The sequence below is a fragment of the Pseudomonas sp. GW704-F2 genome, from assembly GCF_059423025.1.
Map to the genome: position 1 here is coordinate 1 of NZ_JBWKXO010000025.1, position 22,816 is coordinate 22,816.

The 22,816-nt window shown below is 61.6% G+C and carries 20 protein-coding genes; 8 read left to right on the forward strand and 12 right to left on the reverse strand.

Features of this window, described 5'->3' with window-relative positions; all coding sequences use genetic code 11:
• Positions 1–179 precede the first annotated feature (179 nt).
• Together nfuA and AC07W0_RS20295 are read right to left on the reverse strand one after the other, a co-directional pair.
• Positions 180–764, reverse strand: coding sequence for a Fe-S biogenesis protein NfuA (gene nfuA / locus AC07W0_RS20290; protein WP_003190728.1), 585 nt, complete (start codon positions 762–764; stop codon positions 180–182).
• A gap of 94 nt (positions 765–858) precedes the next feature.
• Positions 859–3,153: a fatty acid cis/trans isomerase gene (locus AC07W0_RS20295; RefSeq protein ID WP_017846601.1), complete on the reverse strand. Its 2,295-nt coding sequence runs from the start codon at positions 3,151–3,153 to the stop codon at positions 859–861.
• Between the two features lie 164 nt (positions 3,154–3,317).
• On the opposite strand from AC07W0_RS20295, the gene metH reads away from it, so the two are divergent.
• Together metH and AC07W0_RS20305 are read left to right on the forward strand one after the other, a co-directional pair.
• Complete coding sequence (metH, locus tag AC07W0_RS20300) at positions 3,318–7,028, forward strand: methionine synthase (protein ID WP_046485987.1); 3,711 nt, start codon at positions 3,318–3,320, stop codon at positions 7,026–7,028.
• Between the two features lie 51 nt (positions 7,029–7,079).
• Positions 7,080–7,298 (forward strand): DUF2970 domain-containing protein, encoded by a 219-nt coding sequence (locus AC07W0_RS20305; RefSeq protein ID WP_017846603.1) that lies wholly within the window; start codon positions 7,080–7,082, stop codon positions 7,296–7,298.
• Here the strand turns inward: AC07W0_RS20305 and AC07W0_RS20310 are convergent.
• Positions 7,295–8,362 carry an ABC transporter substrate-binding protein gene (locus tag AC07W0_RS20310; RefSeq protein ID WP_017846604.1) on the reverse strand — a complete coding sequence of 356 codons (1,068 nt, stop codon included), beginning with the start codon at positions 8,360–8,362 and terminating at the stop codon, positions 7,295–7,297. The genes AC07W0_RS20305 and AC07W0_RS20310 overlap by 4 nt on opposite strands.
• A 422-nt stretch (positions 8,363–8,784) precedes the next feature.
• Here AC07W0_RS20310 and AC07W0_RS20315 point away from each other — a divergent pair, with 422 nt between their 5' ends.
• Together AC07W0_RS20315 and AC07W0_RS20320 are read left to right on the forward strand one after the other, a co-directional pair.
• Positions 8,785–10,443 carry a nitrite/sulfite reductase gene (locus tag AC07W0_RS20315; RefSeq protein ID WP_017846606.1) on the forward strand — a complete coding sequence of 553 codons (1,659 nt, stop codon included), beginning with the start codon at positions 8,785–8,787 and terminating at the stop codon, positions 10,441–10,443.
• Positions 10,427–10,921, forward strand: a complete 495-nt coding sequence (locus AC07W0_RS20320) for a DUF934 domain-containing protein (RefSeq protein ID WP_017846607.1) — start codon at positions 10,427–10,429, stop codon at positions 10,919–10,921. The genes AC07W0_RS20315 and AC07W0_RS20320 overlap by 17 nt, the downstream gene beginning before the upstream one ends.
• Positions 10,922–10,961: 40 nt before the next feature.
• On the opposite strand, the gene AC07W0_RS20325 is transcribed toward AC07W0_RS20320, so the two are convergent.
• On the reverse strand, positions 10,962–11,366 hold the full coding sequence (locus tag AC07W0_RS20325) for a MerR family transcriptional regulator (protein ID WP_102618070.1): 405 nt from the start codon (positions 11,364–11,366) through the stop codon (positions 10,962–10,964).
• A gap of 70 nt (positions 11,367–11,436) precedes the next feature.
• Here AC07W0_RS20325 and AC07W0_RS20330 point away from each other — a divergent pair, with 70 nt between their 5' ends.
• Both AC07W0_RS20330 and poxB read left to right on the forward strand, forming a co-directional pair.
• A complete protein-coding gene (locus AC07W0_RS20330; RefSeq protein ID WP_046485990.1) occupies positions 11,437–12,660 on the forward strand; it encodes an NADH:flavin oxidoreductase/NADH oxidase family protein in 1,224 nt (407 codons plus the stop codon).
• Between the two features lie 77 nt (positions 12,661–12,737).
• A complete protein-coding gene (poxB, locus tag AC07W0_RS20335) occupies positions 12,738–14,462 on the forward strand; it encodes a ubiquinone-dependent pyruvate dehydrogenase (RefSeq protein WP_102618071.1) in 1,725 nt (574 codons plus the stop codon).
• Between the two features lie 104 nt (positions 14,463–14,566).
• On the opposite strand, the gene AC07W0_RS20340 is transcribed toward poxB, so the two are convergent.
• Complete coding sequence (locus AC07W0_RS20340) at positions 14,567–15,124, reverse strand: NADPH-dependent FMN reductase (RefSeq protein ID WP_017846611.1); 558 nt, start codon at positions 15,122–15,124, stop codon at positions 14,567–14,569.
• A gap of 227 nt (positions 15,125–15,351) precedes the next feature.
• Between AC07W0_RS20340 and AC07W0_RS20345 the strand changes: the two genes are divergently transcribed.
• A complete protein-coding gene (locus AC07W0_RS20345) occupies positions 15,352–15,588 on the forward strand; it encodes a hypothetical protein (RefSeq protein ID WP_046383133.1) in 237 nt (78 codons plus the stop codon).
• A 63-nt stretch (positions 15,589–15,651) separates the two neighbouring features.
• On the opposite strand, the gene AC07W0_RS20350 is transcribed toward AC07W0_RS20345, so the two are convergent.
• Positions 15,652–15,996, reverse strand: coding sequence for a hypothetical protein (locus tag AC07W0_RS20350; RefSeq protein WP_017846613.1), 345 nt, complete (start codon positions 15,994–15,996; stop codon positions 15,652–15,654).
• A 103-nt stretch (positions 15,997–16,099) separates the two neighbouring features.
• Positions 16,100–16,546 (reverse strand): type II secretion system major pseudopilin GspG, encoded by a 447-nt coding sequence (gene gspG, locus AC07W0_RS20355; protein ID WP_057005423.1) that lies wholly within the window; start codon positions 16,544–16,546, stop codon positions 16,100–16,102.
• Between the two features lie 151 nt (positions 16,547–16,697).
• Here gspG and AC07W0_RS20360 point away from each other — a divergent pair, with 151 nt between their 5' ends.
• Complete coding sequence (locus tag AC07W0_RS20360) at positions 16,698–17,591, forward strand: LysR substrate-binding domain-containing protein (RefSeq protein WP_017846615.1); 894 nt, start codon at positions 16,698–16,700, stop codon at positions 17,589–17,591.
• 5 nt (positions 17,592–17,596) lie between these two features.
• Here AC07W0_RS20360 and AC07W0_RS20365 read toward each other — a convergent pair whose 3' ends face one another.
• The 5 genes from AC07W0_RS20365 to AC07W0_RS20385 form a co-directional block, all read right to left on the reverse strand.
• Positions 17,597–18,166: a GNAT family N-acetyltransferase gene (locus AC07W0_RS20365; protein ID WP_102618072.1), complete on the reverse strand. Its 570-nt coding sequence runs from the start codon at positions 18,164–18,166 to the stop codon at positions 17,597–17,599.
• A gap of 20 nt (positions 18,167–18,186) precedes the next feature.
• The gene (locus AC07W0_RS20370) at positions 18,187–20,442 is read right to left on the reverse strand and encodes an Orn/Lys/Arg family decarboxylase (RefSeq protein WP_017846617.1); all 2,256 of its coding nucleotides are present in this window, start codon (positions 20,440–20,442) and stop codon (positions 18,187–18,189) included.
• Between the two features lie 202 nt (positions 20,443–20,644).
• Positions 20,645–21,385, reverse strand: coding sequence for a DNA polymerase III subunit epsilon (dnaQ, locus tag AC07W0_RS20375; RefSeq protein WP_173677823.1), 741 nt, complete (start codon positions 21,383–21,385; stop codon positions 20,645–20,647).
• A gap of 70 nt (positions 21,386–21,455) precedes the next feature.
• The gene (gene rnhA, locus AC07W0_RS20380) at positions 21,456–21,908 is read right to left on the reverse strand and encodes a ribonuclease HI (protein ID WP_017846619.1); all 453 of its coding nucleotides are present in this window, start codon (positions 21,906–21,908) and stop codon (positions 21,456–21,458) included.
• An 87-nt stretch (positions 21,909–21,995) separates the two neighbouring features.
• A complete protein-coding gene (locus tag AC07W0_RS20385; protein WP_017846620.1) occupies positions 21,996–22,754 on the reverse strand; it encodes a class I SAM-dependent methyltransferase in 759 nt (252 codons plus the stop codon).
• Positions 22,755–22,816 lie beyond the last annotated feature (62 nt).

Below are 22,816 nucleotides of genomic sequence, written 5' to 3' on the forward strand. Positions count from 1 at the left end.
GCTCCCGATAGCGGTGTATCTGTTGCTTGATAAGTCGACTGACCCGCCGCTATCGGGAGCAAGCTCCCTCCCACACTTAATGTTCAGCGTTAGGTAGGTCGCGTAAGAAGCTGAATTTTAAGCATAAAAAAACGGCGCTCACGGGGCGCCGTTTTTTTTGCTCGCAGTGAACACCTGACTCAGTAGTAGGCGTTTTCTTTCTGCGTATGGTCAGTCACATCACGAACGCCCTTGAGCTCCGGAATGCGCTCCAGCAAGGTACGCTCGATGCCTTCACGCAGGGTCACATCCGCCTGACCGCAGCCCTGGCAGCCGCCGCCGAACTTCAATACGGCGATACCGTCATCCACCACGTCGATCAAGCTGACCTGCCCACCGTGGCTGGCCAGCCCAGGGTTGATCTCGGTTTGCAGGTAGTAATTGATGCGCTCGTTGACCGGGCTGTCGGCATTGACGTTCGGCACCTTGGCGTTCGGCGCCTTGATGGTCAATTGGCCGCCCATGCGGTCAGTGGCGTAGTCGACCACCGCGTCGTCGAGGAACGCTTCGCTGAAGGCATCGATATACGCGGTGAAGCTTTTCAGCCCCAGCGCGGTGTCTTCCGGCTTCTCTTCGCCCGGCTTGCAGTAGGCGATGCACGTCTCGGCGTACTGGGTGCCAGGCTGGGTGATAAAGACGCGGATGCCGATACCCGGGGTGTTCTGCTTGGACAGCAGGTCAGCCAGGTAATCGTGGGCGGCGTCGGTAATGGTTATGGCAGTCATGGAAACTCCTCACAGGCTTGCTGGCAGTTTACGCCAAAATATTACGCAGATACAAAGCCCCAGTAATTTTGTCGGAAAAGCCTCACCATCGCCGTCAGAGGTTTTCATAGCGGTTCATATCCAGCACACCCTCTTCCACCGGCGTGGTTTCGCGGATGTAGGTCGACAGATCGTGGAAGTACTCCCAGAACTGCGGATGGCTGCGGCGCACCCCCCAACGATCGACGATCTTCTCGAAGTGCTGGGCGTCGCGGGCACTTTCCATGGCCGCGACGAACGCCGGCACTTGCTCGGCCGGGATATTGAACATGAAGTTCGGATAACTGCTCAGCACGCCGGGGTAGACCGTCAACGTGTCCAGGCCCGGTTGATAGCGAGAAGCCTCACCCAGCATGAACGCGACATTAGTGTGGGCACGGTTGCGCAGCAGGCTGTAGACCTCACGATGACCGGTGCGGGTTTCGATGCGCAGCATGGTCGCTTCCGGCAATTGGTCGATGACCTTGAGCCCCGCCGCCGGGCGCAACGTCAGGCGACTCAGGGCCTGCTCGGCATCGCGCAGCACCGGTTCGAGGCCCGGCCGCGAGCAGTAGGCGCCGGCACAGCGATTGATCGGGTCCGGGCTGGCATTGAGGTCGCCATAACGCGCTAGCAACTGGTTGACGAAATCGCGTTTCGGGTCTTTTTCATTCAGTTTCAGGCCGGTGGGTTTATCGTCGTCGATCGACTCATAGTCCATCCACAACTTGACCTTGCCGCCGTTCTGATACCAATCGTCGAGGAAATCGTCCCGCGAATTGGCCGGCATCAGGCGCAGGAAGTTCTGTTCGGCGCCATTGCGGATCAGGTCGAAGTACAAACGGGTCTGGGCCTGATGGGAGACGTTGCCGAACACGTCAAAATTGACCACCAATTGGTAGTAGGTGCGCTCCAGCAACGGGTAATCGAACAACCACATCGTCTGCGGGACTTCACCGATCAGGCCTTTATTGACCGACGCGCTGTCGAAGTGACGGAAGATGCTCAACAACGCATTGTCGTTGCCGGCCCACAGCGTCGACCAACCGGGCGCCGGCAACTCGCCATAGCGGTAGCGACGCAGCGCTTCGTACTCGTTGCGCTTGTCACGGTACTTGAGCCACAGGCTGAGCACGCTGCCCACGTCGTCGTTCTGCCCGGGCATTGCCAGCAACGGCGTGGCCCGGCCGCGATAGAGCGGATCGGTGATGTACAGGTCGTGTTCGGGGGCCTGGAACAGCGCCCAGAAATTGTCGCGGATCACGTCCGTGGCGATCTGGCCCCGGCACACCGGGCCACGGATGAAGGTGCGGACAAAGTACTCGGCGTTATCGAGCATGAACTGGTAGCGCGCCTGGGCCGGAATCGCCTCGAACGTCTCGAACGGGTTGGCACGACGGCCCGGACCGTAGCCCGGCAAGGCGCTGACCTGCCAGTCGCCGCTGTAGAACAAGGCTTTGACCCGTTCCATTTTCGCCGCGCTGAGCGGGTACGTGATGTGGGTCTTATGGACGATCACCCCTTGTATCGGCCACAGCCGGTAGTAGATCCGGGTACCGGGATCGTCGTTGGGGCGACGGGTATTGATCAGGTCGATCGGCTGCCCGCTGGGGGTGCGCGAGCGGACCCACTGGAAGAAATGCCCCGGCTCACCGCCTTCGAAATACAGATGTGCGATAAACAGGTGTTCAAACAGCCAGCGGGCGACCAGGCTTTCGCGGGCGCCGGGGGCGTTGAGCAGGTTTTCCCACTGCAGCACTTGCGCGGCTTCCTGGGCACTTGGCGCCACGCCCTGCTGGTCAATCGGCGCACCTGAGGCCAGCCAGCGTCGCAGGGTCTGGTACTGCTGGTCGCTCAAGCCGGTCACGGCCAGCGGCATGCCTTCATTGGGGTGCACGTCGGCGTAAGTGTCGAACTCCTCTGGCAGCGGGCACATGTTCTCGCGGTTCAGGCCCAGCACGATGTCGTCCGGCAGCTTGCCGTTGGGCTGCAACGGCGCGCGGCTGTGGCCCAGTTCGAGCATGCGCGCCATCAACGCAGCCTGGCTGCCTTGGGCGTCGAGCACGGAAGTGAAGCCTTCGTGCCGCCAGGCAGCCTTGCCGAACGCGTCGTAGAACAGACGCGTCGGCTTGGTCGCCTGACTGCGATCACCATCGTAGACCAGTACCTTGGTCGCCCCCCGCGCCGCGCCCTCGCCACTGCCCAGGTTCAACTGGCAGGCCGAGTCGTAGCAGGCATGGCACGCCACGCACTTCTCAGTGAAGATCGGTTGGATATCACGGGTGTAGGAAAGCGCCGGAGCGGGATCTTGGGCCTGTGTAGTGCTGCCAATCAGCAACAAAACGAAGCTGATGATGATGCGATACGGCATGAGCCTGGTCCCGATATGAAGCCAAAATAGAAAACCCCGCGGATTCTACCGATCTAACACGCGCACCAACATGAACGATATTCATGCAAAACCTGCACATGCTCCAAATCCACACAGGTTTGCTATGATCCACGCCCTCCGTAATGCCTGAACAGAGTAGTCCCATGTCCGATCGTAGCGCTCGTCTGCAAGCCCTTCACCAAGCCCTCAAGGAACGCATCCTGATCCTCGACGGCGGCATGGGCACGATGATCCAGAGCTATAAGCTGGAAGAACAGGACTACCGCGGCAAACGGTTTGCCGACTGGCCGAGCGACGTCAAGGGTAACAACGACCTGTTGCTGCTCAGCCGTCCGGACGTCATCGCCTCCATCGAGAAGGCGTACCTGGATGCCGGCGCCGACATCCTCGAAACCAACACCTTCAACGCCACCCAAGTGTCCCAGGCCGATTACGGCATGGAGTCGCTCGCCTACGAGTTGAACGTAGAAGGTGCCCGCGTCGCGCGCAAGGTGGCCGACGCCAAGACCCTGGAGACGCCGGACAAGCCACGCTTCGTCGCCGGCGTGCTCGGCCCGACCAGCCGTACCTGCTCGCTGTCGCCGGATGTGAACAACCCCGGCTACCGCAACGTGACCTTCGATGAACTGGTGGAGAACTACACCGAGGCCACCAAGGGCCTGATCGAAGGCGGCGCGGACCTGATCCTCATCGAAACCATTTTCGACACCCTCAACGCCAAGGCCGCGATCTTTGCCGTGCAGGGTGTATTCGAAGAGCTGGGCTTCGAATTGCCGATCATGATCTCCGGCACCATCACCGACGCCTCCGGCCGCACCCTGTCGGGCCAGACCACCGAAGCGTTCTGGAACTCGGTCAGCCACGCCAAGCCGATTTCCGTGGGCCTCAACTGCGCCCTGGGCGCCAGCGAGTTGCGTCCGTACCTCGAAGAGCTGTCGAACAAGGCCAACACTTATGTGTCCGCGCACCCTAACGCCGGCCTGCCCAACGAATTCGGCGAATACGACGAATTGCCGGCGCAAACCGCCAAAGTCATCGAGGAATTCGCCCAGAGCGGCTTCCTGAACATCGTCGGCGGCTGCTGCGGCACCACGCCGGGGCATATCGAAGCCATCGCCAAGGCCGTGGCCGGTTACGCGCCGCGCCAGATCCCGGACATCCCCAAGGCCTGCCGCCTGTCGGGCCTGGAGCCGTTCACCATCGATCGCCAGTCGTTGTTCGTCAACGTCGGCGAACGTACCAACATCACCGGCTCCGCCCGTTTCGCCCGGCTGATCCGCGAAGACAACTACACCGAAGCCCTCGAAGTCGCCCTGCAGCAGGTGGAAGCCGGCGCCCAGGTGATCGACATCAACATGGACGAAGGCATGCTCGATTCGAAGAAGGCCATGGTGACCTTCCTCAATCTGATTGCCGGCGAGCCGGACATCTCCCGCGTGCCGATCATGATCGACTCCTCCAAGTGGGAAGTGATCGAAGCCGGCCTCAAGTGCATCCAGGGCAAGGGCATCGTCAACTCCATCAGCATGAAGGAAGGCGTCGAGCAGTTCATCCATCACGCCAAGCTGTGCAAACGCTACGGTGCCGCCGTGGTGGTGATGGCCTTCGACGAAGCCGGCCAGGCCGACACCGAAGCGCGCAAGAAAGAGATCTGCAAACGCTCCTACGACATCCTGGTCAATGAAGTCGGCTTCCCGCCGGAAGACATCATCTTCGACCCGAACATCTTCGCGGTCGCCACCGGTATCGAAGAGCACAACAACTACGCCGTCGACTTCATCAACGCCTGCGCCTACATCCGCGACGAGCTGCCGTATGCGCTGACGTCCGGCGGCGTGTCCAACGTGTCGTTCTCGTTCCGCGGCAACAACCCGGTGCGCGAGGCGATCCACTCGGTGTTCCTGCTGTATGCGATCCGCAACGGCCTGACCATGGGCATCGTCAACGCCGGCCAGTTGGAGATCTACGACCAGATCCCCGCCGAACTGCGCGACGCGGTGGAAGACGTGGTGCTCAACCGCACCCCGGACGGCACCGATGCCCTGCTCGCCATCGCCGACAAGTACAAGGGCGACGGCAGCGTCAAGGAAGCCGAAACCGAGGAATGGCGCGGCTGGCCGGTCAACAAGCGCCTGGAACACGCGCTGGTCAAGGGCATCACCACGCACATCGTCGAAGACACCGAAGAGTCCCGGCAGTCGTTCGCGCGCCCGATCGAAGTGATCGAAGGCCCGCTGATGTCCGGCATGAACATCGTCGGCGACCTGTTTGGCGCGGGCAAAATGTTCCTGCCGCAGGTGGTCAAGTCGGCGCGGGTGATGAAACAGGCCGTGGCCCACTTGATCCCGTTCATCGAACTGGAAAAAGGCGACAAGCCGGAAGCCAAGGGCAAGATCCTCATGGCCACGGTGAAGGGCGACGTGCATGACATCGGCAAGAACATCGTCGGCGTGGTGCTGGGATGCAACGGCTATGACATCGTCGATCTGGGCGTGATGGTACCGGCGGAGAAGATCCTGCAGGTGGCCAAAGAACAGAAGTGCGACATCATCGGGCTGTCCGGCCTGATCACCCCGTCCCTTGATGAGATGGTCCACGTCGCCCGCGAAATGCAGCGCCAGGACTTCCACCTGCCGCTGATGATCGGTGGCGCCACCACCTCCAAGGCGCACACGGCGGTGAAGATCGAGCCCAAGTACAGCAATGATGCGGTGATCTACGTGACCGACGCCTCGCGCGCGGTGGGCGTGGCCACGCAACTGCTGTCCAAGGAATTGAAGGCCGGTTTCGTCGAGAAGACCCGCCTGGAATACATCGAAGTGCGCGAGCGCACCTCGAACCGCAGCGCGCGCACCGAACGCCTGAGCTACCCGGCGGCGATCGCCAAGAAGCCGCAGTTCGACTGGAGCGCTTACACGCCGGTCACGCCGACCTTTACCGGCGCCAAGGTGCTGGACAACATCGACCTCAAGGTGCTCGCCGAATACATCGACTGGACCCCGTTCTTCATCTCCTGGGACCTGGCCGGCAAGTTCCCGCGCATCCTCACCGATGAAGTGGTGGGTGAAGCCGCCACGGCGCTGTATGCCGACGCCCAGGAAATGCTCGCCAAGCTGATCGACGAGAAGCTGATCAGCGCTCGCGCGGTGTTTGGCTTCTGGCCGGCCAACCAGGTGAACGATGATGACCTGGAAGTCTACGGCGACGACGGGCAGCCCCTGGCAACCTTGCACCACCTGCGCCAGCAGATCATCAAGACCGACGGCAAGCCGAACTTCTCCCTGGCCGACTTCGTCGCGCCCAAAGACAGCGGCATCACCGACTACGTGGGAGGGTTTATCACCACCGCGGGCATCGGCGCCGAGGAAGTGGCCAAGGCTTACCAGGACGCGGGCGACGACTACAACTCGATCATGGTCAAGGCCCTGGCCGACCGCCTGGCCGAAGCCTGCGCCGAATGGCTGCACCAACAGGTGCGCAAAGATTACTGGGGTTATGCCAAGGACGAGCAACTGGACAATGACGCGCTGATCAAGGAACAGTACAGCGGCATCCGCCCTGCCCCCGGCTACCCGGCGTGCCCCGACCACACCGAGAAAGGCACCCTGTTCCAACTGCTGGACCCCGAGGCCCGCGAGATGCATGCCGGCCGCAGCGGCGTGTTCCTTACCGAGCACTACGCGATGTTCCCGGCGGCTGCGGTCAGCGGCTGGTACTTCGCCCACCCGCAGGCGCAGTACTTCGCCGTGGGCAAGGTCGACAAAGACCAGGTGGCGAGCTACACCGCACGCAAAGGCCAGGACCTGGCCGTGACCGAGCGCTGGTTGGCACCGAACCTGGGTTACGACAACTAAGCACGCGCAGATTGTCTATGCTTGCCTCACACATCTTGTGTCGAGGCACGTATGGACGATCCAGCCAACAACAAACCGCCTACCCTGTGGCAGATGCTGCACAGCGTCGTCGCCGCCGCCTTTGGCGTGCAGAGCGGCAAGAACCGCGCCCGCGACTTTACCCATGGCAAGCCCAGCCACTTTGTGGTCCTGGGCATTCTGTTCACAGTGGTGTTTGCCTTGACGCTGTTCGGCATCGTCAAGCTGGTGTTGCTGCTGGCCGGGGTCTAGTGCAGCAGCAGACGCATGCTGAAGGGGTAACCATAGGACGCAGGCTTGCCCAGGGCGGACAGTGCGCGGAAATTTACCGTCGGCATGGGCCCCAGCAAGCGCCGCGCCTGGGCGGAATCGATCAGTTGGAATAGCGCCTCCTGGCGGTCGCGCCCGCCGTGAGCGACGATGTCCACGCCCTTGGCATCATCATTGATCAGCACCATCGCCCACCCGCCCACGGTGAAATGCCCGGCGACCAGGGACGACAACTGCCCGTTCAGACGCGCCTGCAAGATCTCCGGCGAACTGTTGACCGCACTGAACAGCGCGTCCTTGCCAGGCACGCGCCCGCTGTCCCGAAACGCCTGCATGGCACCCAGCGCCATCTGATCGTTGGCCGACCACACCAGCGCCGTGTGCGGGTAACGCTTGAACAGCTGCGTCGCTTGCTCGAAGGCGCGCTCGCGGCTCCACTCTCCATAAACCAACTGACGCAGGCGCACCTCGGGGTGTTCGGCCAGCGCCCGGTGCATGCCCTGCTCTCGCAACAGGGCAACGGGAGTGGTCTTGATGCCGGAGAAGGCCAGCAGGTCGAGGGATTCGCCGGGCGCAACACGGCCGTGCTGGCGCAACATGTCCTTGAGCATCAGGTAGCCGGCCTCTTCGTCGTCGGCGACCAGGCTGCCGATCAGATCGATGCCCGTGCGGGCGCCCAACAATTGCACCTGGTCGGCGGTCAGCGCGCTGTTCACCACCAGTAATTTCACCCCACTGCCCTGGGCCATGCGCAGAATCTGCGGGGCGACATACTGCTCATTGACCAGCACCAGATAATCCGGCCGCTCGCGGCCTTGCAGTTCCTCCCGGGCCTGGACCAATGTGGTGTGAAGATCGCGCTCGCCATAGCGCACGCGCAAATCCAGGCCGAGGTCCTTGGCCGCGGCCTGCATGAATTGCGCGTAACTGACCCAAAAGGTTTCCGTCGACATGCCCGGGTTGAGAAACACCACCGACGCCGCCTGAGCCACGCCACAAAATGCTGGCCCCAGCAACCACACACACGCAAACAGAACCTTCACCATGGTTATTCAAGCCTTGAACATTGACCGCCATGATACTGGCAATCGGACAGTCATTCGAGGCTCAGTCAACGCTGTTTACTGGTGGCCAACCCAGAACACCGCCGTCCCTACCACGAGAATGATCAGAAATAGAATGGCCCAGGCATCCACGGTACTGTCGGGTTTACGGGCTTTTGTCGGATGGCTCATCGCATCGCCTCTTGTCGGTTTTATAGGTGATTGCATTCAGACTCGCCCACAGTAAAGTTGATGATTGCCCGCATGACAAATGCGTGTATACCGACAATCGTTCCCATTAGTCGATTTGGTTCTTTGCATATACTCAAACATCACTTTTGCGCATAAACGCAAACTGGTATCGTGCCCCGGCTCCGTTGGGAGTGCGCGGCCGTGCGCGCAGATTTGCCGAGAACAGGACCTATATGTACGTATACGACGAATACGATCAGCGCATCATCGAGGACCGCGTCAAGCAGTTCCGTGATCAGACCCGACGCTACCTAGCAGGTGAACTGAGCGAAGAAGAGTTCCGCCCTCTGCGCCTGCAAAATGGCCTTTATGTTCAGCGCTTTGCGCCGATGCTGCGGGTGGCCGTGCCCTATGGCCAACTGACTTCGCGCCAGACACGCATGATGGCCAAGATTGCCCGCGACTTCGACAAGGGCTACGCCCACATCAGTACCCGCCAAAACGTGCAGTTCAACTGGCCGGCGCTGGAAGACGTGCCGGACATCCTGGCTGAACTGGCCACCGTGCAGATGCACGCCATTCAGACCAGCGGTAACTGCCTGCGCAACGTGACCACCGACCAATTCGCCGGGGTTGCCGCCGACGAACTGATCGACCCGCGCCCCTGGTGTGAAATCGTCCGCCAATGGACCACGTTCCACCCAGAATTCGCTTACCTGCCGCGCAAGTTCAAGATCGCCATCAATGGCTCGACATCGGACCGTGCGGCGATCGAAGTACACGACATCGGCCTGGAGCCGGTCCACAACGCCGCCGGCGAGTTGGGCTTCCGTGTACTGGTAGGCGGTGGCCTGGGGCGTACCCCGGTGGTCGGCGCGTTTATCAACGAGTTCCTGCCGTGGCAGGACCTGCTGAGCTACCTCGACGCGATCCTGCGGGTCTACAACCGCTATGGCCGTCGCGACAACAAATACAAGGCGCGGATCAAGATCCTGGTCAAGGCGCTGACCCCTGAGGTGTTCGCGCAGAAAGTCGACGCCGAGATGGAACACCTGCGCGGCGGCCAGACCACCCTGACCGACGCCGAAGTCCACCGCGTGGCCAAACACTTCGTCGACCCCGAGTACAAAGCCCTGGGCAATCAGGACGCCGAACTCGCCGCGCTCGACCAGCAGCACCCAGGCTTCGCCCGCTGGCGTGTGCGCAACACCCTGGCGCACAAAAAGCCGGGCTATGTCGCCGTGACCCTGTCGCTCAAGCCTACCGGCGTCGCCCCCGGCGATATCACCGACAAGCAGCTGGACGCCGTGGCCGACTTGGCCGAGCGCTACAGCTTCGGTCAACTGCGCACCTCCCACGAGCAGAACATCATTCTCGCGGACGTTGAGCAGAGCCAACTGTTCACCCTGTGGGGCGAACTGCGCGAAGGGGGTTTCGCCACGCCGAACATCGGCCTGCTGACCGACATCATCTGCTGCCCGGGCGGCGACTTCTGCTCCCTGGCCAACGCCAAGTCGATCCCGATTGCCGAATCGATCCAGCGCCGTTTCGACGACCTGGACTACCTGTTCGACATCGGCGAGCTGGACCTGAACATTTCCGGTTGCATGAACGCCTGTGGTCACCACCACGTCGGCCACATCGGCATCCTGGGCGTGGACAAGAAAGGCGAAGAATTCTACCAAGTGTCCCTGGGTGGCAGCGCCAGCCGCGATGCGAGCCTGGGCAAGATCCTCGGCCCATCCTTCGCCCAGGAAGCCATGCCCGAGGTGATCGGCAAACTGATCGATGTGTACATCGAGCAGCGCACCGAAGATGAGCGTTTCATCGACACCTACCAGCGCATCGGCATTGACCTGTTCAAGGAGCGCGTCTATGCAGCGAATCATTAAGAACAACGAAGTCGTCGACGAAACCTGGCACCTGCTGCCCAAGGACGCGACCTTCGACGGCATCTCCAACTGCGACGACCTGATCGTGCCGCTGGCGCTGTGGCGCGAGCACGGTCATGCGCTCAAGGCCCGTGACGGCGGCCTGGGCGTGTGGCTGGACGCCGATGAAGAAGCCGAAGAGATCGGTGACGACGTGGCGCACTTCCAGGTCATCGCCCTGAACTTCCCGGCCTTCACCGACGGGCGCAACTACTCCAATGCGCGCCTGCTGCGTGACCGCTACGGTTACAAAGGCGAATTGCGCGCGATTGGCGACGTGTTGCGCGACCAACTGTTCTACCTGCACCGCTGCGGGTTCGATGCCTTCGCCTTGCGCCCCGACAAAGACCCGTATGAAGCGCTGGAAAGCCTCAAGGACTTTTCCGTGACGTACCAGGCTGCAACGGACGAGCCGCTGCCGCTGTTCCGTCGCCGTTAAGCGTTAACGTAGTGAAAAGCCCTGGCATGCCAGGGCTTTTTTATACATCGAGTTTGATCGACGCCAGCACCTGTTTCTGCTCCATGGAACACGGCACACCCTCCGGCTGCGCGCGTACCGCCGCGATCACGCCCAGCAACTGCGCCTTGCTGTGCGCCAGTTGCGCCTGCATCCCTTCGATCTGCTGCACCTTACGCTCCAACGCCTCAATCAGCGCCTCGCGCTTGTGCTCGCCCGGCGTCGGCATCAGCGCCTTGAGTTCCTGCAAGGTAAACCCGGCCTGTTGCGCGCTCTGGATCAGTTGCAGGGTTTGCAGGGCCTCGGCGGCATAACGCCGATAGCCGTTGGCCTGCCTGCCCACCTGGCTGATCAACCCTTCGGCCTCATAAAACCGAATACGCGACGCCGCCAGCCCGCTCTGTTTCGCCAGTTCACCAATATTCATCGCCATGCCCGCTTGACATTAAAGTTAACTTTAAGCTTAGCCTGAGGCCTCCCCCGCTCAGGAGTCAACCATGTCACCTTTCGAACCCTTGCAACTGCCCAACGGCCAAGTCCTTGTCAACCGTATCGCCAAGGCTGCGATGGAGGAGAATATGGCCGACGCCCAACAAGCGCCGTCCCGTGAATTGAAGCAGTTGTACCAGGCCTGGGCGGATGGCGAGCCCGGCTTGCTGCTGACCGGTAACGTGATGATCGACCGCCGCGCCATGACCGGCCCCGGCGGCGTTGCGCTGGAGGACGAGCGGTCACTGGATAGCTTTCGCGAATGGGCGGCCGTCGGACGCAACAACGGCGGGCACTTCTGGGTGCAGCTCAATCATCCAGGGCGCCAGACGCCGGCCAACCTGCGCCAGCAAGCCTTGGCGCCGTCCGCCGTGGCCCTCGACCTGGGTATTTTTTCGAAGATGTTCGCCAAGCCCAGGGCTATGTCCGAAGACGAGATCCAGAACGTGATCACGCGCTTTGCCACCAGCGCGCGCCTGGCCGAGAAAGCCGGGTTTACAGGCGTGCAGATCCACGCAGCGCATGGCTACTTGCTCAGCCAGTTTCTCTCGCCCTTGAGCAACCGGCGCACCGATCACTGGGGCGGCTCGCTGCAGAACCGCGCACGCTTGCTGATTGAAGTGATCAAGGCTGTTCGCGCCAGTGTCAGCCCCTCGTTTTGCGTGGGGGTGAAACTCAACTCGGCAGACTTCCAGCGCGGCGGCTTCGACGCGGACGACGCGCGCGCCGTGATTGAGCTGCTCAATGCCCTGCCCATCGACCTGCTGGAGCTGTCCGGCGGCAGCTACGAAGCACCGGCCATGCAGGGCGAAGCCCGGGACGGGCGGACCCTGGCCCGCGAAGCGTATTTCCTGGAAATGGCCCGCGAACTGGCGACCCTCGCAAACATGCCGGTGATGGTCACCGGTGGCATTCGCCGCCTGCCGGTGGTGCAGCAAGTCCTCGACAGCGGCATCGCCATGGCCGGTATCGCCACCGCCCTGACCCTGGAACCGCAACTGATCAAACACTGGCGCGAAGGTCGCGACCCCAACCCGCAACTCACATCGATCAGTTGGCAGCGCAAGCCCCTCGCCGCCCTCGCCGTGGTGCGTCACCAGATGCGTTGCCTGAGCCGCGGCCATCGCCCCAATCCCAAGGTTGCGCCGTGCATGGCACTGGTCCGCGATCAATGGTTTATCGCCCGGCGCACTCGCCAATACCGCGCAACCATGACGCAATCTTCACATTAAGCACGGAGCATTCGCCGTGATCGAACTGTCCTCTATTGATCAGCCACTTTTAACCTCACTGACGATTGGAGTTCTTCATGGCGAAAATCAACCTGGCCCAGCAATTGGCAACCACCCTTGAACAGGCGGGCATCAAGCGCATCTGGGGCCTGACCGGCGACAGCCTCAATGGCCTCACCGACGCACTGCGCACCATGGACAGCATCGAGTGGATGCATGTGCGCCACGAAGAGGTCGCCGCGTTCGCCGCCGGTGCCGAAGCCGCCGCCACCGGCGAGTTGGCGGTGTGCGCCGGCAGTTGCGGGCCGGGGAATCTGCATTTGATCAACGGCCTGTTCGACTGCCATCGCAACCATGTACCGGTGTTGGCCATCGCCGCACAAATCCCCTCTTCCGAAATCGGTTTGAACTACTTCCAGGAAACCCATCCCCAGGAACTGTTCAAAGAGTGCAGCCACTTCATCGAACTGGTGACCAACCCCGAGCAGATGCCCCAAGTGCTGCATCGCGCCATGCGCGCGGCAATCCTCAATCGCGGCGTGGCGGTGGTGGTGATCCCCGGGGATGTGTCGCTGCTGGAAGTGGAAGACACGCTCAAACCTTGGCCGGCCCTGCATGCGCCGCGCACCCTGCCGGCGGAACAGGACCTGCAACGCCTCAGCGAAATCCTCGACAGCAGCCAGAAAGTCACCTTGCTGTGCGGCAGCGGTTGCGCCGGCGCCCATGCCCAAGTGGTGGCCCTGGCCGATGCCTTGGGCGCGCCAGTGGTACACGCCTTGCGCGGTAAGGAGCACGTGGAATGGGACAACCCGTTCGACGTGGGCATGACCGGCCTGATCGGTTTCAGCTCCGGTTACCACGCCATGCTCAATTGCGACACGCTGATCATGCTCGGCACCGACTTTCCGTACCGCCAGTTCTACCCCACCGACGCGAAGATCATCCAGATCGATCGCAACCCCCAGGCGCTGGGTCGACGTGCCACCCTGGACCTGGGCATCGCCGCTGACGTGAGCGAGACCATCGATGCACTGCTGCCGCGCCTGACCCGTAAGGCCGACCGCAGCTTCCTCGAAACGTCCTTGAAACACTACGAGAAAGCCCGCCAGGGCCTCGATGACCTGGCGCAAGCATCGAAGGCCAACCGGCCGATTCACCCGCAATACGTGGCGCGCCTGCTCAGCGAACTGGCCGACGACAATGCGATCTTCACCGCCGACGTCGGCTCGCCCACCGTGTGGGCGGCGCGCTACCTGAAAATGAATGGCAAACGGCGCCTGATCGGCTCGTTCAACCACGGCTCGATGGCCAACGCCATGCCCCAGGCCATCGGTGCCCAGGCGGCTTTCCCCGGGCGACAGGTGATCTCAATGTCCGGCGACGGCGGTTTTACCATGTTGATGGGGGATTTCATTTCGTTGGCGCAGCTGAAACTGCCGGTGAAGGTCATCGTGTTCGATAACGCATCACTCGGTTTTGTCGCCATGGAAATGAAAGCCGCCGGCTACCTTGAGGCCGGCACCGAGCTGAAAAACCCGGACTTCGCCGCCATGTCCAACGCGATGGGCATCCTGGGCATTCGCGTGGAGCAATCCGAAGACCTCGAACCGGCCCTGCGCCGCGCCCTGGCCCATGACGGCCCGGTGCTGGTGGACGTGGTGACGGCGACCCAGGAGCTGGTGATGCCACCCAGTATCAAGCTGGAACAGGCCAAGGGTTTCAGCCTGTACATGCTCAAGGCAGTGATGAGCGGGCGCGGGGATGAAGTGATCGAGCTGGCGCGCACCAACTGGTTACGCTGATGTGAACACAGGCTGACGGGCTTGCTCGCGATTGCGCGGCTTCAGTGCATGCATCTTCAACTGATACATCGCCATCGCGAGCCAGCCCGTTTCCACATCGGCGATCAGCCGTGCTGTTTTTCTACCCACTTGCCGTAGGCATCGATAAACGCCTGCAGGAACGGCTTGGTTTTCTCCGACAGCTTGCCCGCCTCGTCGAACACACTGCCCGCGCCGCCCAGGTAGGCTTCCGGCTGCTGCATGCACGGCACGTCGAGGAACACCAGGGACTGGCGCAGATGGTGGTTGGCGCCAAAGCCGCCGACAGCCCCCGGCGACACACTGATAATCGCCCCCGGCTTGCCGCTCCAGGCGCTTTGCCCGTAAGGGCGCGAGCCCACATCGATGGCATTCTTCAGCGGGGCGGGCACGGAGCGGTTGTATTCGGGGGTCACGAACAGCACTGCGTCGGATGAACGCACTTGTTGACGGAAAGTACTGTAGGCTGCGGGCGGTGATGCCCCGTCGATGTCCTCGTTGTAGAGCGGCAAATCGCCAATTTCGACAATGTTCAATGTGAGGTTGGCGGGGGCCAGTTCGGCCAATGCCAGGGCGACCTTGCGGTTGATCGACTCTTTTCTCAAGCTGCCCACCAGGACGGCAATCGTGTAGACCTTGCTCATTGAGGTTTCCCGACGTCTGACTAAAGGAGCTTGTAGTTATAGAGCCTTCGCGACGCGTTCACCAGAAGGTTTTGATAATTCCCCCGGCGTCTGCCTCGCGACCACCCGCGTAGGAAGCGTCTGAAAACATCAACGAATAGTATTTTTTTTCCATAGGTAAACTACCCCGCTCCATGACGGTCTACAGAACCGCAAATCGAGTGTTTATCTCCAGAGGTTCTAAACAGATGGCAGCAGTACTTGTCGGACAGTTCCATGCCAGAGACGCAGAAGGACGCGTGTATTCGGTGCATGAGTTCCAGGAATCCACCCCGCCGCTAGACGGCCTGGCTGGCTCGGCGCCCACCACAACCTACAAGCTGGCCATTGGCGACCGTGTAGAAAAACTGGAAGGCGATGAATTCAAATTGATTCAGTCCGGGACCATTATCGTCCGCGAATCGGAAACCGTCCGCGCGCAATAAGCTTGAGCCCCCGAGCGTACCAGCTCAGTCCTGGCCATTGACGGCATAGACTGGGCCGGGCGATCACGGCCGGCGAACCTCCGTCACTTCAATCCCAGGGTCTCCCTCAACCTGTTTGAGCGTGACCATCAGTCGCCCCTTCTCGCCCTCGACGTCATACATCAAGCGCTTGTAGCCCGGCGTACCATACGCGGGATACGCCACCACCTGCCTGACCAGCGTGATGCCCAACACCGCACCCACCTGCGCGCCCACCTGTTCCTGGGAACGGATGAACGCATCGAGTGCGAGGTTTTCGGACGTAGTGTCGTCGGGATTGCTCAAGAGATAAGCGGCCACGCCTCCCACGGTCACCAGGACCAGCAGTTGCCTGGCCGTTACCCCGAAGAAGTTCGCGGGCATCGGCATTTGAGACCAGACCTGTTTTTGTTGTAAGTACCGGGTAACCGGCATTGGTCGTTGATGATCAGACCAACCATTCTAAACAGGTCGATGGGTAATGCCAGATGAATCAGTTGTCGCCGTAGGTAATATCCTTGTTATCCCCGACACCGCCCAACGTCCGATCCTTGCCGAAGGAGAACAGGTCGAACGGAACCTGGGGTTGGCTCGGCGGAAAGTGATACTGATAAGCAACACCCCACGGATCGGTCAGCAGCTCCTCGTTGACATAGGGGCCTTTCCAATTCGCGTCGGCGGCGGGCGGCTTGATCAACCCCTCCAGGCCTTCCTCATCGGTCGGATAGCGGCCAGTGTCTTGATGGAAGTGCTCGACGGCCTTGCCCAGCTCGGCGACCTGGGCCTTGGCCGTAGCGATTTCCGTCAGGGTCATCTCGCCAAACAGCCGCGGCCACAATGCCAGGGCCAACACGCCGATGACGACGAGCACCACCAGCACCGCCCACCGCGTAAAGCCGCCGTGGGTGCGCCGGTTGCCGACTATGACTGGTGCAGACATTCTGAGCCCCCTTGTCGCTCGGTTGATACGCTCGTTATATGCCCTGCTTGTTGCAGTTGCGCAAGGCTAACGTAAGTCGATGCGAATCAACGCTCCCGCTGTTTTTTTCCAGGCCATTGAATCCCGGCCCTGCTGACCCTAGACTCCGGCCATGCGTTTACGTCATATCGAAGTGATTCAGGCCATCTTGCAGACCGGACACCTCGGCACGGCCGCCGAATGGTTGCAGCTTTCTGTGGGCGATGTGGACGCGACGCTCAAGGACGCCGAGCAGCAATTGGGCTTTATGTTGTTCGCCAGCGTGCGTGGACGCCTGCAGCCAACACGGGAAACCCTGGAGTTACAGGCGCAAATCGCCCATGTGTATGAAGCGCTGGAGCCGGTACAACGCTTGGCCAGCCGCCTGAAGCACCATCACGCGCCAACCCTGCGTGCCCTGTGTACGCCGCCCCTGGCCAATCAACTGCTGCCGCAAAGCATCGCCGTGCTGCGCCGACGCTTCCAGGACACGCCGTGCAACCTGTCGAGCCAGCCGACCCGCGAGATTGTCAGGAGCCTGTTGCTGCACGAGGCCGACGTGGGCCTGAGCCTGCATGACCCGGAACATCCGCAAATCCAAAGCAGCGTATTGGCCCAGGGCAAACTGCAACTGCTCGCGCCCCATGGCTGGCTCAAACCCAAGCAGAAGTACATCGCCCTGCAGGACCTGGCCGGGCAGTCGATGATCGGGCTGGAGGGCCAGGACCCGCTCAGTCGCCTGCTCGACGCCAAGCTGCAAGCCCTGCGCCCGCTGCCGGTGGTGCAGACGCGGGTGCAGACTTACCAGATGATGCGCAGCATGGTGGAGGCCGGTGAAGGCCTGGCGATCGTCGATCCGTTCACCGCGTTCGGCGCCCGGGAGGCCGGGCTGGACGCGTGCCCGGTATCGCCGCCGATCATGGTCAGCCTGTATGCGCTGACCCTCCGGGAGGGCGTGACCTCACCGGCACTGAATGCACTGCTGGAGATTGTCACGCAGAAAGCCGAAGGCCTGCTCGCGAGCTGAACGCGTCAGACCGCTTCGACTTCCGCCTTGAACAAGCGATACCAGAAAATCGCCACCTCACGGGTTTGCGGGTCGATCCCGCGATAGCGCAGGTGGTCGATCCCGCCCACCACGTACCCACAACGCTCATACAGGCGGCAGGCGCCGAGGTTGTTGTTCTGGGTCTCCAACATCATGCCCGGCAGGTTTTTCTTGCGACTCCAGAACTGCGCCACGTCCAGCAGCGCCTTGGCCACGCCGTGACGGCGCGCGGGCAACGCCACGGCCAGCTCATCGACGTGCGCGAAGCCATTCCAATTGGTACTGACCACGACATGCCCGACCGGTCTGTCGTCCAGAAAGGCCATGAAGATCGCGCTGTCGGGCGCGTCGCGAAAGCTGGCGAACTCCTCCGGGTCGATGCCGTAGCACTTGCGGTACGGCAGGATGCGCTCCACGAGCCACTGTTCGACCCGCTTGCCCAGCTCCGGCACGCCATAGGCGCTGACCTCAAAACTGAAATCATTGCCCCACACGTAGGCGTCGAAGCCTTCGTCGGCGACCCGCACACTGAGCCCTGGATACTTCGGGTTCATTACAGCTTGCATAAACATCCTTATCCCTTGATGCAATCGACGGTGTAACAACGACCACTGCCGTCGTCTTCGTGTTGCAACCCATGAACATCCGCGACAAAGCCGGGGAAACTGCTATCGAACGTGCGGGCAAAGGCCAGGTAGTCGATGATCGAACGCGTTGACTCGGTAAAGCGCTCACCCGGCATGATCAACGGAATGCCCGGCGGATAAGGCACCAGCATCACCGCGGCGATGCGCCCAGCCAAGGCATCGATGGACACCGCCTCGACGTCACCCCTGACCAATTGGTCATAGGCGTCGGCCGGTTTCATCGCGATTTCGGGCAACACGGTGTACATCCGCTTGAGGTGTTTGGCGGTGGCGTTGCTACGGTAACAGCTATGTAATTGGTCGCACAGGTCGCGCAGCCCCAGGCCTTGATAACGCACTGGGCCCTGGGCAAATACCGAAGGCAGGCAACTGGCAAGGCTGACATTGGCGTCGTAGTTGCGTTTGAATTCCAGCAATTCGGTGAGCAAGGTACTCCATTTGCCCTTGGTGATGCCCATGGAAAACAGCACGAGGAACGAATACAGGCCGGTTTTTTCCACCACCAGGCCACGCTCCCAGAGGAATTTGCTGACCACCGCAGCGGGAATCCCGCAGTCGCTCAACGCGCCGCCAGCAGTGAGCCCGGGCATCACCAACGTGACTTTGATGGGGTCCAGCAGCACGTAATCTTCGGCCACGTCGCCAAAGCCATGCCAGTCGTCCTCGGGCTGCAACAGCCAATCCGCCGTGGCGACCCGGTCGATGCCGGCCACGGACGGCGGCTGCCAGATGGAAAACCACCAGTCTTCGGCAGCGATGTGCTGGCGCAGGTTGGCCAGGGCACGGCGGAAGCTCAAGGCTTCGTCGAACATTTCCTGCAGCAGCGAGCGCCCCGCCGGGCCTTCCATCATCGCCGACGCCACGTCCAGCGAGGCGATGATGCTGTATTGCGGCGAGGTGGAGATATGCATCATGAACGCTTCGTTGAACCGATCGCGGTCCAACTGCCGAGCGCCGCCGTCCTGCACATGGATCATCGAGGCCTGGCTGAATGCCGCCAGCAACTTGTGCGTGGAATGCGTGGTGAACACCAGCGGGCTGTCCGGCGTGCGCGACGTGCCCATGCCATAGCGCCCGGCAAAGAACTCGTGGAACGCCGCGTAGGCGTACCAGGCCTCGTCGAAGTGCAGCACCTCGACACTGTTGCCCAATTGCTGCTTGATCAGCTCGGCGTTGTAGCACAGGCCGTCGTAGGTGGAGTTGGTGACCACCGCCAGCTTCACTTTCGCCGGCCGCCCGCGGGTCAATGGGCTGGCCTCGATCTTGGCGCGGATCGACGCGGGGCTGAATTCACTGAGGGGAATCGGGCCGATAATGCCCAGTTCGTTGCGCTCCGGGCACAAGTACAGCGGGATCGCGCCGGTCATGATGATCGAGTGCAACACCGATTTGTGGCAATTGCGGTCGACCAGCACCAGATCATCTCGAGCGACCATCGAGTGCCAGACGATCTTGTTGGCGGTCGAGGTGCCATTGATCACAAAGAAGGTGTGATCGGCACCGAAATTCCGCGCAGCACGCGCTTCGGCTTCGGCCAACGGCCCGGTGTGATCGAGCAGCGAACCCAGTTCCGGCACAGACACGGACAGGTCGGAGCGCAGCGTGTTTTCCCCGAAGAACTGATGAAACGCCTGCCCCACCGGGCTTTTGCGATAGGCCACGCCGCCACCGTGACCGGGGGTGTGCCAGGAATAATTGGAGTCGGCGGTGTGTTGCACCAGGGCTTTGAAGAAGGGCGGCAGCAAGCCGTCGAGGTACGTGCGCGCGGCGCGGGCGACTTGCCTGGCGAGAAACGGCACGGTGTCTTCGAACAGGTAAAGAATGCCGCGCAGTTGGTTGAGTTCGCTCATCGCATCAGCCGGGGCGTTTTCCAGGGTGACTTGTTCACCCAGGGCGAAAATCGGCAGGTTGGGCGCCCTCAGTCGCGCGAGGCGGATCAGTTCGACCATGTTTTGCAGCAGATGGGTGTTTTCCCCAGCACCTTCGGCGGCGATCAGCATGCAGGCCAGGCCATGGTGGGTCGAGGCCACCAGCCGGCCTTCGGCGTAGTCCACCGCAGAAAAGATACTGAAGCCCTCTTGTTCCAACTCTTGAGCGATACCCCGAACCCGGTCGCCGGCAACGGTGTCGGCCTTGATGTCGCGATGCACGATAAGGATGGGGAACTTCAGGTCTTTGTACATGGGGGCTTTGAGTCCTGAGGATGATGCACTCAGGGTAGAAGCTGTGAGCGGATGTAGCGAATGAAGATTTTGAAAGCAGCGACTGACCAATGTGGGAGGGAGCTTGCTCCCGATAGCGGCGTGCCAGTCGACATTGATGCCACAGATCCACCGCTATCGGGAGCAAGCTCCCTCCCACATTGCTGGATTGCGCTCAACCAGATTATTGCTGGGTCAGTTGGGTCCACAACGCCGGCGCACCCGCCGACTTGGCAATCGCTTCAAGCCGCGCCGCATGCTCGGCCAGGTCCTGCTCGCTGGCGCGGATGATCGGCGTCGGTTTGCGATCCGCCGGCAGGCGACGGATTTCCGAAGGGCGATTGCCCGAACCCTCCGCCGAACCGGCACCGTCAGAAGCATTGCCGGCCAGGGACAGGCTGGTCTGCCCGCCGGTCATGGTCAGGTAAACGTCGGCCAGGATCTCGGAGTCGAGCAACGCGCCGTGCAGCTCACGGCCGGAGTTGTCGACGCCATAGCGTTTGCACAAGGCATCCAGGCTGTTGCGCTGGCCCGGGTGACGCTCACGGGCCATCATCAAGGTGTCGAGGATCGAGCAGTGCCGGGAAATATCCGCGCGATCCGTCTGCCCCATCAGGGCAAATTCGTTATTGATGAAGCCGACGTCGAACGCCGCGTTATGGATGATCAACTGCGCGCCGTTGATGAACTCGAAGAACTCGTCGGCGACTTCCGCGAAGCGCGGCTTGCCTTTGAGGAATTCGTCGGTGATACCGTGGACGCCGATCGCGCCCTCGTCACTTTCGCGGTCCGGTTGCAGGTAGACGTGGAAGTGACGACCGGTGAGGCGACGGCCCATGAGTTCGACACAGCCGATTTCAATGATCCGGTGACCATCGGTCACCGGCATGCCGGTGGTTTCGGTATCGAGTACAACAGATCGGATGGCCATCAGGGTTCAGCTCTCAACGGTGTGGTGTATTTCAAGGGGCGCAATCTTAACACGTCAGCCGGCATCAGCCCTGCTTGTAGCCCCGCACTTCGTCGACGCCACGGTTGGCCAACTGGTCGGCACGCTCGTTGCCATGGTGGCCGATGTGCCCGCGCACCCATTTCCAGGTGATGTTATGGCGGTTGCATTGCTCATCGAGCAGTTGCCACAGGTCGGCGTTCTTGACCGGCTCTTTGGCCGCCGTCTTCCAGCCGCGCTTCTTCCAGTTGACCATCCACTCGTTGATGCCCTTCATCACATATTGCGAGTCGGTCACCAGCAGCACGTCGCAACGCCGCTTGAGCTCTTCGAGGCCGCGAATGGCGCCCATCAGCTCCATGCGGTTGTTGGTGGTGTTGGCTTCGCCGCCCCACAATTCCTTCTCCACGCCCTTGCACACCAGCAAGGCGCCCCAGCCGCCGGGGCCAGGGTTGCCTTTACAGGCGCCATCGGTGAAGAGTTCAACGCTATCGGTCATCGGTTACATCCATCAAAACGGGTTGCCGGGCTTAGGCCGGCAGTATCCCGAGGCCGACTGATCCGGCCTGAAATCAAAAAGAGGGTTCTACGGTTGGCTTTGCTTGCGGTTGACCTTGGCCATCGGCATCGGCACCAGCTTGCCCATGGGTTGGCGTAGCACCTGACGCACCGGCCGCAGCCCGACCACGATCTTGCGTGCGACCAGTAAATAGAAGCCGCCACCCGACAGTTGCCAAGCCCCCGCCCGACGCTCCCAGCCGGCCAGACGGGCCTGCCACTTGGTCGACGCCAGCGGCGGACGATAGCACCCGAAGCGGCGTTTCTCCAGCGCGAAGCCCAGCAGGTTCAGCCAGTCCCCCACCCGCGACGGCGAAATGCAACGGGCCTGGCGCAGGCCGTCATGGGCGAACACATGGCGCAGGCCCCAGCTGCTCCAGGGGTTGATACCGACAATCAGCAAATGGCCACCTGGACGCACGCTGCTGGCGGCTTCGCGCAACAAACCATGGGGTGACAGGCAGAAATCCAGGCCATGCTGCAGCACCACCACATCGGCGGCGTGCTCGCTCAACGGCCAGGCCTGCTCTTCGCAGACGATCTCCACCCCCGGCAACGGCGCGCCCAGGCGCACATTGCGTTGCACCTGCGGCGCGGACGGCGGCGTCTGGGCCGACGGGCCGTAATGCACCAGGTAACCGCCAAAGAACCGGCCCAGCTCGTCTTCGAGCATGCGCCGTTCTTCATCCAGCAAAAATTGCCCGATCGGCCCGGACAGCCAGTCACGGGCCGCGCTGATCAGGGCCAGCCATTCAGGATCGGCCTGGGCGAACGCTTTATCAGTCATTGCATTCTCCAACTCGCCTAGACGTTCTAAGATGCACCAATGTGTTCAGCTTGGCGAATCGA